This is a genomic window from Chryseobacterium sp. W4I1 (genome assembly GCF_030816115.1).
Lineage (GTDB): Bacteria > Bacteroidota > Bacteroidia > Flavobacteriales > Weeksellaceae > Chryseobacterium.
In genome coordinates this window covers 2860800-2876022 of record NZ_JAUSXQ010000001.1, presented here as the reverse complement: position 1 = coordinate 2876022, position 15223 = coordinate 2860800, and the positions used below count along the sequence as shown (strand labels likewise).

Genomic DNA, 15223 nt, shown 5'->3' with positions numbered 1-15223 from the left:
TGAATCTGTGGTAATGTTGCAATATTTATCTATTGGATTTGTTCTTTATGGAATTGGGGATTTCTTTAATAGATTTTTGTTGGCAAAAGGAAAAGGGAAACAACTTAGGAATGCATCATTTCTTGTTGGTTTTACTCTACTAATAGGAAATGTTATATTTATTTATTTATATGGAGGCGGAGGAGCTGCATTTGCACGTATTTTATCAGGCTTAATGTATGCATTGGTAATTTTATATTATTATAGAAAAGAAATTAAAGGATTATGATTTTTGCAATTTTTGTTTTTCTTTTACTATTGTGTATTATTTTCCCTAAATCCAAGATTATAGCGGGATGTGTTTTTTTGTTCATTTGGCAACTATGGGGCTGGAATAGCTGGAATGGAGATTATGAGCAATATGAATATTTTTATAATACAATTGGAAAATTTGGTTTAGATGCTATTAATGTTGAAAAAGGGTATTCAATATTTAATAGTTTTATTTATAGTTTTGGTCTCGATTTTCAAGGTTTTATGATTGTTTATTCTTTTCTTATTTTAGGAATAATACTATATTTTACGACCATATCACCATATCCTGCGGTATTTGCCATTTTATATTTTATTATTTTCATTATGGATTACGTTTTTATGCGTAATTATATGACCAATGCATTGTTCTTTCTCTTCTTAACACTTGTTTTTAAAAACTCTAAATATTTGATATTGAAGTCGGTGATTTTATTATTTCTGGCCTTTACATTTCATAATACTGGAGTATTTTATTTTACATTCTTACTCGTTTTAAGAACTAAGATGAGTATTAAAAAACTTTCTCTTATTATTTTAGGAATAATTATATTGCTCGCGACCTCTATGACAGTATTTATTTCGTTTATTGGGAGCAAGCTAATTGCTGGAAAAATACTTTATTACGCAACTGGGGATAGTCCGATAGGCCCTGCTGCAAGTCATGCGGTGATTGTGTTTGTATTGTTATTATTTATTTATTATACCAAAGAAAAACAACTTGTTCTTTCCTTGGAAAAACAACGGATTATCACCTTATTTCAAAAAGTAAATATAATAACACTTATATATGTTCCCTTATATTTCTTCATTCCTGATTTTGGTAGATTTTTTAGAGTGTTATTTCCCATAGAGTTATTTTTTATACTCTATTTGTTTTATTGCTATAAAAAAATCAATTTACGTGTTATTTTAGGATTGATTTTAATAGGCATGTACTCTATTATTTTATACCAGTTTTCATCCAGTACGTTGAAATGGACCTATTATCCATTGTTTGAATCTAACCTTATTTATAGCTCTCCATGAAAATTATATTGATTGCATCATATTATTTTCCAATACAGGATGTTTCATCTTTAAGAATCCATAGCTACTGTAAAGCAATGGCAAAAAAGGGAATAAATATACATGTCTTAATGGTTTATCCGGCTCTAACAGAATGTCCTGACCATGGAGTTTTTGAAGGGGTAAAATATACTTTTCTTTCAGACAAAAAGTATTATAATGGAAACTTTTTTAATAAATTGTATTTTAGATTCTCTGGCTTGAATAATATCCGAAAATTTATTTTTACTGATAAAGTTGATGCAGTTTTATCTTATCATGATAGCTTTCTGACTAATTTTTTTGTAAAACTATTTACTGTATTAACTTCCATACCCTTTGTTATTGATAAGACAGAATATCCTTATGGATATTTCCAGATGTCTAAAATGAGACAATTCATAGAACGCTTAAATTTATCTTTGTTTGATGGTTTTATAGTAATTTCAAATACGCTGAAAGATTTTTATTCCAAAATATCAAAGAATGTTTTTCTCTTGCCTATGACGATTGATCCCAATAGATTTGATGGAGTCTCTGGAGGAGAAGATAGGGAGAAATATATTAGCTTGACTTTTGGTGTACACAATCGGGATGGATTGTTTGACAGCATAATTACTTTTCATAAATACCTGAACAAATCACAAAAAAAATCCTTTAAGCTCTACTTAATAGGTGATTATAGTACACTGTGCGAAAATTTCCCTGAATGCAATGCTATTAAAATATATGTTCAGGAGAATGCCCTGGAAGATAGTGTTCTTTTCTTGGGTAGAAAACCAATTGAGGAAGTTCCGGTAATTTTGGCTGGTGCTCAATGTTTAATTACCACACCTACAAAATATGTTTCAGGTGGTTTTCCCACGAAATTAGGAGAATATATGCTTTCCGGGGTTCCAATAGTAGCTACCAAAGCCGGTGAAATATCAGATTATGTTACGGATAAATATGATGTCTTTTTATGTAATGTGGGAGATCTGGACTGTATGGCAGATAAAATTATTTTTATTGAAAACCATCCTGAAAAAGCAATGATTGTAGGGCAAAATGCTATGAACACGGCTAAGTTTAAATTTAATGCCAATACATATGTCAAAGGGATGCTGGAATTTTTAAATTCAATCAAGAAATGAAAGCACACAAAATATTAATTATCCCAAATGCAGAAATTACGAAAGTAAAAAATGATTTTGCTGTTGAAAAAAACACTGGGGAATTTGCAGCAGAATTACAAAGGTTAGGCTCAAAAGTTACAATATATGGACAAATCATTGATGAACCGAACAATATTCATGTCTATAAACTTAATGAAAATAGTCTGAACGTTAGAGGGTTATATAGAAAATCTAACAAAGTTCTGAATTATATATTGCTGTATTTGAGAGTTATACCTGAAATATTGAAATCTGATTTTGTTTACATTTTTTATCCTACAGCTTTTAAATATACAGCATTTATTTGTAGTATATTACAGAAAAAATATGGGCTTTATGTCAGAGGAATGGATGATATGCAAGGAAAGATTCCGTCATTGATATATAAACAAGCTGCTGTTGGATTTTGTGTGGCAGATTTTTTTACAGATAATATTAATAAGATTGTTGGAAAGAAAATTGCTTATACCATGAGACCAATGATTACCCTTACTGAAAATGATATTGTTGAAAATAGGACATATGAGAATAAAGATTCTTATGAAATTCTTTATTTGGGTCGTATGACTAATGATAAAGGGATTATAGAATTGCTTCATGGGACATCAGAGCTAAAGAAAATGAATTATAAATTCCGATTGAGCTTGATTGGTGATGGAGAGTATTTTGAAAAATTAATAGAATTGGCGAATCAATTAGATATAAATGATGTTGTATCTTTTAAAGGGGCGATTTTTGATTCATCTGAAATCCGCCAATACTTTTTAAATTCAGATATATATATTTTGCCCTCTTATCATGAAGGTTTTCCGAGAACGTTATATGAGGCTATGATATATGGAACGCCCATTATTACTACGTTTGTGGGAGGGATACCTTCACTGATGAAAGATGGGGTAAACTGTATGAAAATTGAACCTAAATCTATCAAAGATATTGTTTCATCCTTAACTCTTACCTTTGAAAATTATAATAAATTTGGATTATTAGCTCGTCAAGCAACCAAAACGGTTAGCAGTTTGCTAGAAACAAGAAAGTATTCACATGCAATGGATGTACACCGATATTTAAATAAACTCTAAAAGAATAATATGCAAAGCAACAAAATTTATAGAATTATTTTCTTCCTTTTCATTTTATCTTCATCCGATGTTTCACCTCAGTTTCAATATAGGAAAATTGATAATTCACTTATTTCAGCATTTGACAGAAAAGCAGAAATAAAAAAGACCAAATTGGAATTATTTTCAAAAGCCAGAAATCTTACGGATTATCTGCCTAAGAATTTTTCTAAAAAAGGGGATGTAAATTATACAAAATATTTACAGGTTGGGATTAACGATAATAAGAAAGTTATTCTTCCTGACTTTCCGGTACTGATTGATTTCGAAGGATTAAGATTACAGTCTAATTCTTCAGTTTTGTTTCAGGAAAATTCGAAGTTATTGCTGGAGCCCAATAGTGAAGAATTGTACGGTTTGCTTTATATTGAAGGAGTAGAAAATGTCGAGGTGTATTTTGCAAACTTAGTCGGAGACAGAGATCAGCATAAGGGAAATAAAGGGGAATGGGGAATGGGATTCTTTATCCGGAATAGTAAAAATGTAAAAATATACAATCCTACTATTAAAAAAATGTGGGGCGATGGTATTTATATAGGAAATTTAGATAAACCTTCCGAGAAAATTGAAATAAATTATGCAGTGATTGATGATAACAGGAGAAATGGAATATCTATTGTGGCAGGAGAGAATGTGAAAATAAAAAACAGCTTAATTGCTAATACTTATGGTGCAATTCCGCAGTCTGGGATTGATATTGAACCTAATAAGCCGGCTGATTATATTAATAATATTCTTTTAGAAAATATTGTTACTTATAATAATGCGGAAAGCGGGCTTATTTTTGCATTAGATAATTTACAAGGAAGTCGATTGGATCGTATAAAAATAGATGTTAATAACTTTGTAGATTATTTTTCAAGTAAAGGGATTGAATTTTATGTGGACAGAGGATATAATAAATTTTTAGAACCTTTAAAAGGAACAATTAACATTAATAATATTAAGTTGTTTAATAATAAATATGCGATGAGAAATGGGTACAGTTCAAAATCTAATATTCAGATAAATTTTAAAAATCTAAAAATTAATAACAAAAAGATAAATACCAATAATTTGGATATTTTTGTGAAAAAAATTAAAGCTGGGGAAGAACAGATAATAAAATAACTCCTTTAAAGAGAGAGAATAAAAACACTAAATTGAGATTAAAAATTATATATATTTATGTTCATATCAGTTATCATTCCAACATATAATAGAGTTGATACACTTTTTAAATGCCTTCAGCATCTTGAAAACCAAAGTATTGGGACTGAAAATTATGAGGTGATTATTGTGGATGATTGTTCCACTGATAATACCCAGGAATTTTGCAAAAACTATACCTCAAAATCTAAAAATGTAAGATATATTCGTAATGATAAAAATCTGGGTCAAGCAACAGCCAGAAATGTTGGAACTAGAGTTGCAAAGGGGGATATAGTAATGTTTTTGGACAATGACTTATTAATTTCAAATACACTTCTAGAAGCGCATTTAAGGCTTTATAAAGTAAAACAAAACGAAAATATAGCGATTGTTAGTAATGTAACTTATCAACCTAAAGATCTAGATAAAACAAATTTCGGACGTTTTATTCAAAGCAGAGCAATAGGATATCGTTCCGAAAAGTATATGCAGGGAATTGATGTATCAGATTTACCAAGTAATTTTTTTGCAGGAGGAGGCTCTTCCTGTAAAAAGAAAGACGCTTTTAAAATTGGCCTTTTTGAAGAAGGATTAAAAAAGTATGGATCCGAAGATGAGCTTTTCGGATATAGGCTGAGAAAAGCAGGATTTAAAATAGTATTTTGTCCAGAGGCTAAGTTAATTCATTATGACAGTAATATTCTTCCTCATTATTGGAGAATTAAGTACAAAGAGTTAGGAAGATATAGCCTAAAAACACTAAAAGAAAAAGAACCCGAATTAATTCAAAATTCTTTATATGATTTATTAATGCCTGTGGACACAAAAAAAGAAAGCTTGAAAAAAACTTTATCTAAATTAATGATAAAAATATTGTGCTCTGCTTTTTTTCGTATACCGGCGGAGAAATTTGTTTTTGCAACAGATGGGAACAAAATTTTTTATACCGATATAATATATAGATATGTCACAATGGCATGGATCATAGAAGGATTCAATTCTAATAAACAAATTGAAAAAGTTGAATATTAAAAAACTCAAATAGAATATTGAAAATGGTGAATAACAGACTATATCAAATTTGTACTAAGACAATAATGGATACTACCGATCCTAATATCATTTTCAATGAAAAAGGAGAAAGTGATTATTATACAAATTTCAAACAAAATATTGAACCTAATTGGCATACAGATCAGCAGGGCTATGACGAGCTAATGAAAATTGCAGACAAGATTAAAAAAACCAGTAAAAATAAAGATTTCGATTGTATTATTGGTCTTAGTGGTGGTTTGGATAGCTCGTATGCAGCATATATTGCTAAGGAAATTATGGGCATTCGTCCATTGATATTCCATGTAGATGCCGGTTGGAATACAGATAAAGCGGTAGGAAATATTGAGAAGCTGATTAATGGTCTTAATCTCGATTTATATACAGAAGTAATTAATTGGGAGGAAATGAAAGATCTTCAGGTAGCATTCCTGAAATCTCAAATATCAGATCAGGATCTTCCCCAGGATTATGCATTTTTCTCAGGACTTTACAAATTTGCAAAAAAACATAAGATCAATTATGTGCTGACAGGTGGAAACTTTTCCACAGAATGTTGTCGTGAACCAGAGGAATGGGGAGGTTTTCCAGGTATTGATACAACATTAGTAAAAGATATTCACTCTAAATTTGGTAAGAGACCTTTAAAAACATTTCCACTAGTTGATATTCTTTCTTATAAGATTTATTATAAATACGTCTATGGTATGGAAGTTTTTAAACCACTTAATTTAATTCCATACATCAAAAAAGACGCAGAAAACCTTTTGGAAACTAAATTCGGCTGGGAACCTTTTCAACATAAACATCACGAGTCGAGGTTTACAAGATTTTATGAAGATTATTGGTTGCCTAGAAAATTTGGATACCAAAAAAGAAAGGCTCATTTCTCTTCTTTAATTCTAACTGGACAAATGACAAGAGAAGAAGCATTAGATAGAGTTTCAAGACCTGAACTTTCTGAAGAGTTCTTACAAAAAGAATTTGAATATGTAGCTAATAAGTTGGATTTAACGAAAGAGGAACTACAACAGATTTTTGAAGGTGAAAATAAGACCTATAAGAATTATAAAAATAAAATGGGCATCATCAAGCTTGGAGCACAGGCTATGCAAAAGCTTGGATTAGAAAAAAGATTATTCAGATGATAACACTTATAGATTATGGTGTTGGTAATATCAACGCCTTTGTCAATGTATATAAAAGGGTAGATATTCCCGTAAAAATTGCAAAAACAAAAGAAGATTTGTTAGATGCACAAAAGCTAATCCTTCCGGGGGTGGGGCATTTTGATCATGCCATGTCTCAGCTTAATAATTCCGGTATGAGAGAAACGCTTGATGAATTAGTCTTAGGTAAGAAAGTTCCGGTAATAGGAATTTGTGTAGGTATGCAGATGATGGCTAATAATAGTGATGAAGGAAATATGGAGGGGTTAAAATGGATTGATGCCACTGTTAAGAAATTTGATGAAAGCAAAATCAAACAGGTTACGCGTCTTCCTCATATGGGGTGGAATGATGTGAAACCGGTTAAAGACCTTGATCTTTTCAGAGGTTTAGAAAAGGATGCTATCTTTTATTTTCTCCATACCTATTATTTTGAATGCAACAACCGGGAAGATATTATGGCTATAACTGATTATGGCGGTGAATTTGCGTCAGCTGCTCATCATGAAAACAAATATGGTATACAGTTCCATCCGGAGAAAAGCCATTCTTACGGAGAAATATTACTTCACAATTTTGCTAAACTCTAATAAGATGCTTAGACCGAGAATTATACCAAGTTTACTGATACAAGATAATGGACTGGTAAAAACTGTTAATTTTAAAAATCCGAAATATGTTGGAGATCCTATCAATGCCGTTAAAATTTTTAATGAAAAAGAAGTAGATGAATTAGCTATTTTTGATATTGATGCAACTACTAAAGGCTTAGAGCCAAACTATAGTCTTATCGAGAGAATTGCTAATCAGTCTAGAATGCCGTTGTGTTATGGAGGAGGAGTTAAAACAGTAGAACAGGCTCAACGGATTTTTGGTTTGGGAATTGAAAAAATTGCTCTGTCTTCAGCGGTATTGGAGCACCCAGATCTTATTACCCAAATTGCTGATAGAGTTGGAGCTCAGAGTGTGATTGTAGTTTTGGATGTCAAGAAAAAACTGTTTGGAGGTTATGAGGTTTATACTCATAACGGTAAAAAAGGAACCGGAATTAATCCTTTCGATTTTATTGAAAAGGCACAAAGATTAGGAGCCGGAGAAATTGTAATTAACTCTATAGATCAAGATGGGGTGATGAAAGGCTATGATATGTCACTAATTGAAAAAGCCAGGGAAAAAACATCACTTCCAATGACTGTATTAGGAGGCGCAGGAAGTCTGGATGATATTAAAAAAGTTATTGATAAACACAAAATAATAGGAGTTGCGGCAGGAAGCTTATTCGTTTTTAAAGGAAAATACAAGGCAGTTCTGATTAACTATCCTATTAAAGAAGAAAAAGAAAATTTATTAAGCAAATAATTATGCAAATTGAAAATAAAACACTTTTGATTACTGGTGGCACTGGCTCTTTTGGAACAGCTGTGCTTAACCGTTTTTTAGCAACTGATCATTTTAAAGAGATCCGTATATTTTCCCGTGACGAAAAGAAACAAGATGATATGCGAAACCTTTATAAAAATGAAAAAATAAAATACTATATTGGTGATGTTCGTGATTACAATTCTGTAGAACCAGCAATGCGTGGTGTAGATTATATTTTTCATGCAGCGGCATTAAAGCAGGTTCCTTCCTGTGAATTTTTTCCCATGCAGGCTGTAAAAACCAATGTAGAGGGAACTCAGAATGTCATTCGCGCTGCAGCGGCAAACGGAGTGAAAAAAGTAATTTGTCTTTCGACAGACAAAGCTGCTTATCCTATCAATGCTATGGGGATTTCCAAAGCAATGATGGAAAAAGTAGCGGTTGCTGAAGCAAGGAACCTTACAGATACTGTCGTATGCCTTACACGATATGGTAATGTAATGGCATCAAGAGGCTCTGTTATTCCATTATTTTTGAATCAAATTCAGAAAGGAGAACCTATTACGATCACAGATCCAAATATGTCTCGTTTTTTTATGTCTCTAGAAGATGCCGTAGATTTGGTATTATTTGCTTTTGAAAATGGAAATTCTGGAGACTTATTTGTGAATAAAGCACCAGCAGGGAGTATTGGCGATCTTGCAAAAGCGTTAATTGAATTAACAGGAAAGGAGGTTCCGATTAAGATCATCGGAACAAGACATGGTGAAAAATTGTATGAAACGCTGTGTACACGCGAAGAGATGATAAAAGCGGAGAATATGGGAGAATTCTATAGAATTCCAGCAGATAACCGTGATCTTAATTATGCTAAATATTTTTCAGAAGGTGAAAAAGATATCTCAAGAGTAGAAGATTATCATTCACATAATACTGAACAACAGGATGTGGAAGGGCTCAAGAAGCTCGTTTCTTCTTTACCCTTAATACGTAAAGAAGTTTTTGGAGAGGATGTGATGCAATATCCTTATTAAGATTTAATCTCTTTAGTGTAAAAATTATAAAAAGAGATTATGCTTAATAAAGGAAATAAATTTGAAGACGAAAGAGGAATTATCCGGTTCAATAATGATTTTGATGCCTCTGCAGTTAAGAGAATCTATATGATAGAGAACTCACAGATTGATTTTGTAAGAGGATGGCAAGGGCATGCTATAGAACAGCGCTGGTTCTCCTGTATCAAAGGAAGTTTCAGAATTGCTGTTATTCAGGTTGATGATTTTGATCATCCATCTTTAGATTTAATAGCCGAATATTATGACCTTAAGGAAGATACATTAGATTTTCTTTATATAAAGGCCGGTTGTATAACAGCTATCAAAGCAGCAGAAAAAGACAGTAAGTTGTTAGTGCTTGCTGATTATGGATTAGGAGAAATAAAGGATGAATATCGTTTCCCCCTAAATCACTTTAATATTAAACTATGAAAAAAATAGGAATCACTGGCCAAAATGGTTTTGTTGGCCAACATTTATACAATACTTTAGGCTTATTTTCTGAAGAATTTGAACGTATTGATTTCCAAAAAGAATACTTTGAAGACGAAATCCAATTAGATGCTTTTGTCTCAAAATGTGATGTTATTGTGCATTTGGCTGCAATGAATCGTCATGAAAATCAAGAGGTTATTTATAAAACTAATCTTGATTTAGTTGAGAAATTATTGAGTTCTTTAAAAAGAGCGAAGTCTAAAGCACATGTTTTGATTTCATCATCTACTCAGGAAGTACGTGATAACCTTTATGGAAGATCCAAACTTGAGGGTCGCAAGGCCATTGTGAATTGGGCGAATGAAAATGCAGGCAAAGTAACAGGATTAATCATTCCTAATGTTTTTGGTGCATTTGGGAAACCATTTTATAATTCATTTATTGCAACGTTTTGCTATCAGTTAACCAATGGAGATACTCCGAAAATTGATAATGATGGAGAGGTGAAATTGATTTATGTTCAGGAATTGGTTATGAAAATAATTGCAGAGATCCGTTCAGAACAAAGTCAGGAGGAACTAGTAGTTGAAGCAACCTTTACGAAAAAGGTTTCAGAAGTTTTAGCTTTACTGAACGATTTTAAAATTAAATATTTTGACGGAGGAGAAATACCTGTTTTAAAAGATCAATTTGAACATAATTTATTTAATACCTATCGTTCTTATATTAACCATAAAGAGCGTTATCCAGTAAAATTTGTACAAAATACTGATCCAAGAGGAGCTTTTGTGGAAGTAATCCGTTTAGGAATTGGTGGGCAGTGTTCATTTTCAACTACTGTGCCTGGTATTACCAGAGGTAATCACTACCATACCCGAAAAATAGAACGTTTTGCAGTAATAAAAGGAAAAGCATTAATTCAGTTAAGAAAAATTAATACTAATGAAGTTTTGGATTTTTATTTAGATGGAACAGAGCCCGCTTATGTAGATATGCCGATTTGGTATACTCATAATATCAAAAATATTGGAGAAGAGGAGCTGTATACCATTTTCTGGATTGATGAACCTTTCAATCCGGAAGATTCTGATACATACTTTTTAGAGGTATAGTATTTTATTAGAATAAATTCAATTCAGAAATAAAAAAAGTAGAAGTAATAGCTAAAGCGTTAGCAATGGCTAAACACAATGAAAAAAATGAAGAAACTAAAAATGATGACGGTCGTAGGTACACGGCCTGAGATTATCAGATTATCAAGAGTATTATCTGCTTTGGATGCTTCCGAAGCCATAGACCATATTATCGTCCATACAGGACAAAACTACGATTATGAACTGAATCAGATCTTTTTTGAAGACCTGGGCTTACGTAAGCCGGACTATTTCTTGGAAGCAGCAGGGAAGACTGCCACCGAAACCGTTGGAAATATCTTGATCAAAATTGATCCGCTTCTTGAAGCACTTCGGCCTGATGCTTTTCTTGTTTTAGGAGATACCAACTCTTGTCTTTGTGCAATTCCGGCAAAGAAAAGACAGATCCCTATTTTTCATATGGAAGCAGGAAACAGATGTTTTGATCAGAGAGTTCCGGAAGAAACCAACCGTAAAATTGTGGATCATACCGCTGATGTCAATCTTACTTATTCAGATATTGCTCGTGAATATTTATTGAGAGAAGGTCTTCCTGCGGATAGAATTATCAAAACAGGATCTCCCATGTTTGAGGTACTGAATCATTATCTGCCGGAGATAGAAAGTTCCGATGTTTTGAATAGATTAAATCTTGAAGAAGGAAAATATTTTGTTGTATCATCTCATAGAGAAGAAAATATTAATTCGGAAAAGAATTTTAACGGATTAATGGAAAGTCTTAATGCTATTGCCGAAAAATTTAATTATCCTATTATTGTTTCTACACATCCCAGAACTAGGAATATGATAGATAAAAAGAAAATTGCAGTAAGACCTGAAATTCAGTTTTTAAAACCATTGGGCTTCCACGACTATAATGCATTGCAGATGAGAAGTTATGCTGTACTGTCTGATTCCGGAACAATTTCTGAAGAATCATCTATCCTTAATTTCAGAGCTCTTAATATCAGAGATGCTCACGAAAGACCTGAAGCTATGGAAGAAGCATCGGTAATGATGGTTGGCCTTTCCCCCGAAAGAATTCTTCAAGGACTTACACAGCTTCAGCAGCAGAAAACAGGAAAAGAAAGAAACTACAGAACTGTGTCTGATTATTCAATGCCAAATGTGTCTGAGAAAATGGTACGAATTATCTTAAGTTATACCGATTACGTTAACAGAGTAGTTTGGAGCAAAAGATAATGAAGATATTAATTGTAACCCAGTATTTTTATCCGGAAAATTTTAAAAGTAACGATCTGGCCTTTGAGCTTCAGAAAAAAGGACATGATGTTACTGTTTTGACCGGAATACCCAACTATCCTGAGGGTAAGATTTATGAAGGATATGGTTTTTTCAAAAATAGGAAGCAGAAAATAGGTGAAGTTGAAATTATTCGGACATTATTGTTACCTAGGGGAAATGGGGGTGGGATAAGGCTTTTTCTTAATTACTTCAGTTGGGCATTTTTTGCTTCTTTAAAATCAATAAGACTTTCGTATTCCAAAAAATTCGATGCTGTTATTGTCCATGAACCTTCTCCAATTACTCAATTTTATCCAGCTCTAATGGTTAAAAGAATTCAAAAAACACCTGTTTATTTTTGGGTGATGGATCTTTGGCCTGAAAGTTTGGAAATTGCAGGAGGAGTAAAGAATAAGTTTGTATTAAACTTTTTCAGAAAAATGGTTCAGAAATTCTATAACGAATCTGAAAAGATATTGATTACTTCCAAAGGTTTTAAAAAATCAATACTAGAAAAAGGAAATTATGAAAACAAAATAGAATACTTTCCCAATTGGGCTGAAGATACGATATCCTCTGGGAATGTCGATTATCCAATACCAGCCCTTCCAGCTGGTTTTAAAGTTATGTTTGCTGGAAATATTGGGGAAGCTCAGGATATGGAAAGCATAATGGATGCTGCCTTGAAGCTTAGAGATAGTCATTCCAATATTAAGTTTATATTAGTAGGAGATGGGCGTAAAATGCCATTTGTTCAGGAATTTATTAAAGAAAATAATCTTAAGGAAACAGTATTTACATTAGGGAGATTTCCTGTTGAAGCCATGGCATCTTTTTTTAATATTGCAAATATATTATTGGTAAGTCTTAAAGATGATCCAATTTTTAATCTTACCGTGCCTGCTAAAGTTCAGGCATATATGAGTTCTGGAAAACCTATCATGGCCATGTTAAACGGAGAGGGATCAGAAAATATAAAAGAAGCAGATTGTGGATTTGCTGTTCCTGCCGGAGACAGTGAGAAACTTGCTCAGGCATTAAAAGATGCAGCCGAAAAAGATGCGGAGGAATTGAACAGAATGGGATTAAACGGACAGCTATTTTATGAAAAGAACTACAAAATGGAAAAATGCATCTCAAATCTTGAAAAAATAATTTCGAAAGAATGAAAGTTATAATTACGGGAGCATCAGGCTTTGTAGGGCAAAATCTATCAGAGTATTTAGTAAGAAATGATATTAGTATTCAATCTCTTTCATTAAGAAAAGAATGGAATATGGATAACAATGCAGATACAATCATTCATCTTGCCGGAAAAGCTCATGATACAGAAAATATATCTGCGGATGATGAGTATTTTAAAGTGAATACAGAATTAACAAAGAAACTCTTTGATGAATTTTTGCGATCAGATATTAAAGATTTCATATATTTCAGTAGTGTAAAAGCTACTGCAGATTCTGTTGAGGGTATTCTGGATGAAGAACATGTTCCGAACCCTAAAACCCCTTACGGAAAATCAAAACTTTTAGCAGAACAATATTTAGTATCTAAGGATTTGCCGAAAAGTAAAAGACTTTTTATAATTCGACCTTGTATGATTCATGGCACAGGAAATAAAGGTAATTTGAATCTTTTGTATAAAATAGTTAAAAAAGGAATTCCATGGCCACTGGCAGCATTCGAAAATAAACGCTCTTTTTTAAGTATTGATAATCTCAATTTTTTGATATTACATGTACTTAAAGATAAAAAAATTCAATCAGGAATTTATAATTTCGCAGACGATGATTTTATTTCCACAAATCAGCTAATCCAGATTATAAGCAGTGTTTCCAAAAAGAAAAGTAGATTGTGGTATGTTCCTACAAGGTTTATTGACTTGGTAGCAAAAATAGGAGATAAAATGAAGCTTCCCTTGAACTCAGAGAGATTAAAAAAATTAACGGAAAGCTATTCAGTTTCTAATAAAAAAATTAAAAAAGCTTTGGGGATTAATAGACTTCCTATATCTGCAGAAGGAGGATTAGCAAAGACAATAAAAAGTTTTCAGGTAAAATAATGGAATATATTCTAATCATAGCCATACTGTTTGTCTCAATATTGATATATTTCAGAATTGCTGATAAGTACAATATCATAGATAAGCCGAATCACAGAAGTGCCCATACACAGCTTACACTAAGAGGTGGGGGAATAATTTTCCCCGTTGCATTTATTGTGTTCTGTATCTTCAACCTGAATGAATCGATACAAAATTATTGGTCTTTTGGGTTAGGACTTTTGGCAATATGTGCTATTAGTTTTATAGACGATGTAAAAACTTTATCAAACAGGATTAGGCTTACCATTCATTTGATTTCTGTAGTATTGCTTTTATATTTTACAGGGGCTTTTACTTTAATGCCTTTCTGGGTATGGCCTATTTTGTTTATAATCATAATCGGTACGCTAAATGCCTATAACTTTATGGATGGAATAAACGGTATGACAGGACTTTATAGCCTGGTGACTCTGGGTTCTTTAGCTTATATTAATAAAGATATTATTCAGTTTATAGACCAGAATTTTATATTATATCCTATAATGGCATGTGTTGTTTTTCTTTTTTTTAATTTTAGAAAAAAAGCAAAATGTTTCGCTGGTGATGTAGGAAGTATGGGTATTGGTTTTTGGGTGATTGGTCTCATCACGCTCCTCATCATGAGGACTGGGGAATACAAATACATTATGTTACTATCAATATATGGAATGGAGGTGGTCCTTACAATCATTGAAAGGATCGTTTTAAAAGAAAATATATTTGAAGCGCACAGAAGACATCTCTACCAGCTTTTTGCAAATGAGAAGAGAGTGTCTCATTTAATGATAAGTTCGGTATATGCTGTTAGTCAATTATTTGTTAACATATTTTTAATTCACTCACAACTTCCTGTTTGGGCTATTATTTTTATTATATTTATTCCTGCTGGTGGAGCTTATTTAATACTAAAGTGGAAACTAAAAAAGAAATATAATTTATAGGGA

At 32.2% G+C, this 15223-nt stretch carries 16 protein-coding genes; all 16 read left to right on the top strand.

The genetic code is table 11. From position 1 onward, the window contains the following. Positions 1 to 13: 13 nt before the first annotated feature. Positions 14 to 268, top strand: a complete 255-nt coding sequence (locus tag QF044_RS21600) for a polysaccharide biosynthesis C-terminal domain-containing protein (protein ID WP_373462686.1) — start codon at positions 14 to 16, stop codon at positions 266 to 268. Then, positions 265 to 1320: an EpsG family protein gene (locus QF044_RS13360; RefSeq protein ID WP_307268108.1), complete on the top strand. Its 1056-nt coding sequence runs from the start codon at positions 265 to 267 to the stop codon at positions 1318 to 1320. Before QF044_RS21600 ends, QF044_RS13360 begins: the two co-directional genes overlap by 4 nt. Then, complete coding sequence (locus tag QF044_RS13355; RefSeq protein WP_307268105.1) at positions 1317 to 2471, top strand: glycosyltransferase family 4 protein; 1155 nt, start codon at positions 1317 to 1319, stop codon at positions 2469 to 2471. The genes QF044_RS13360 and QF044_RS13355 overlap by 4 nt, the downstream gene beginning before the upstream one ends. Then, positions 2468 to 3574: a glycosyltransferase family 4 protein gene (locus QF044_RS13350; RefSeq protein ID WP_307268102.1), complete on the top strand. Its 1107-nt coding sequence runs from the start codon at positions 2468 to 2470 to the stop codon at positions 3572 to 3574. Before QF044_RS13355 ends, QF044_RS13350 begins: the two co-directional genes overlap by 4 nt. 9 nt (positions 3575 to 3583) lie before the next feature. Then, the gene (locus QF044_RS13345) at positions 3584 to 4723 is read left to right on the top strand and encodes a right-handed parallel beta-helix repeat-containing protein (protein WP_307268100.1); all 1140 of its coding nucleotides are present in this window, start codon (positions 3584 to 3586) and stop codon (positions 4721 to 4723) included. 57 nt (positions 4724 to 4780) lie between these two features. Then, complete coding sequence (locus QF044_RS13340; protein ID WP_307268098.1) at positions 4781 to 5776, top strand: glycosyltransferase family 2 protein; 996 nt, start codon at positions 4781 to 4783, stop codon at positions 5774 to 5776. Between the two features lie 23 nt (positions 5777 to 5799). Continuing rightward, positions 5800 to 6945: an N-acetyl sugar amidotransferase gene (locus QF044_RS13335; RefSeq protein ID WP_307268095.1), complete on the top strand. Its 1146-nt coding sequence runs from the start codon at positions 5800 to 5802 to the stop codon at positions 6943 to 6945. Then, positions 6942 to 7556, top strand: coding sequence for an imidazole glycerol phosphate synthase subunit HisH (gene hisH / locus QF044_RS13330; protein ID WP_307268092.1), 615 nt, complete (start codon positions 6942 to 6944; stop codon positions 7554 to 7556). The genes QF044_RS13335 and hisH overlap by 4 nt, the downstream gene beginning before the upstream one ends. 4 nt (positions 7557 to 7560) lie before the next feature. After that, positions 7561 to 8325, top strand: coding sequence for an AglZ/HisF2 family acetamidino modification protein (locus tag QF044_RS13325; RefSeq protein WP_307268089.1), 765 nt, complete (start codon positions 7561 to 7563; stop codon positions 8323 to 8325). A 2-nt stretch (positions 8326 to 8327) separates the two neighbouring features. After that, positions 8328 to 9362 (top strand): polysaccharide biosynthesis protein, encoded by a 1035-nt coding sequence (locus QF044_RS13320; protein WP_307268087.1) that lies wholly within the window; start codon positions 8328 to 8330, stop codon positions 9360 to 9362. 39 nt (positions 9363 to 9401) lie between these two features. Further along, positions 9402 to 9815, top strand: a complete 414-nt coding sequence (locus QF044_RS13315; RefSeq protein WP_307268084.1) for a WxcM-like domain-containing protein — start codon at positions 9402 to 9404, stop codon at positions 9813 to 9815. Beyond that, a complete protein-coding gene (locus tag QF044_RS13310) occupies positions 9812 to 10930 on the top strand; it encodes an NAD-dependent epimerase/dehydratase family protein (RefSeq protein WP_307268081.1) in 1119 nt (372 codons plus the stop codon). Before QF044_RS13315 ends, QF044_RS13310 begins: the two co-directional genes overlap by 4 nt. 87 nt (positions 10931 to 11017) lie before the next feature. After that, entirely contained in the window at positions 11018 to 12154 is a 1137-nt protein-coding gene (gene wecB, locus QF044_RS13305) for a non-hydrolyzing UDP-N-acetylglucosamine 2-epimerase (RefSeq protein ID WP_307268079.1), read from the top strand. Next, the gene (locus QF044_RS13300) at positions 12154 to 13365 is read left to right on the top strand and encodes a glycosyltransferase family 4 protein (RefSeq protein WP_307268075.1); all 1212 of its coding nucleotides are present in this window, start codon (positions 12154 to 12156) and stop codon (positions 13363 to 13365) included. The genes wecB and QF044_RS13300 overlap by 1 nt, the downstream gene beginning before the upstream one ends. After that, positions 13362 to 14258, top strand: a complete 897-nt coding sequence (locus QF044_RS13295) for an NAD-dependent epimerase/dehydratase family protein (protein WP_307268072.1) — start codon at positions 13362 to 13364, stop codon at positions 14256 to 14258. Before QF044_RS13300 ends, QF044_RS13295 begins: the two co-directional genes overlap by 4 nt. Then, a complete protein-coding gene (locus QF044_RS13290) occupies positions 14258 to 15220 on the top strand; it encodes a glycosyltransferase family 4 protein (RefSeq protein WP_307268071.1) in 963 nt (320 codons plus the stop codon). Before QF044_RS13295 ends, QF044_RS13290 begins: the two co-directional genes overlap by 1 nt. Positions 15221 to 15223: the final 3 nt, after the last annotated feature.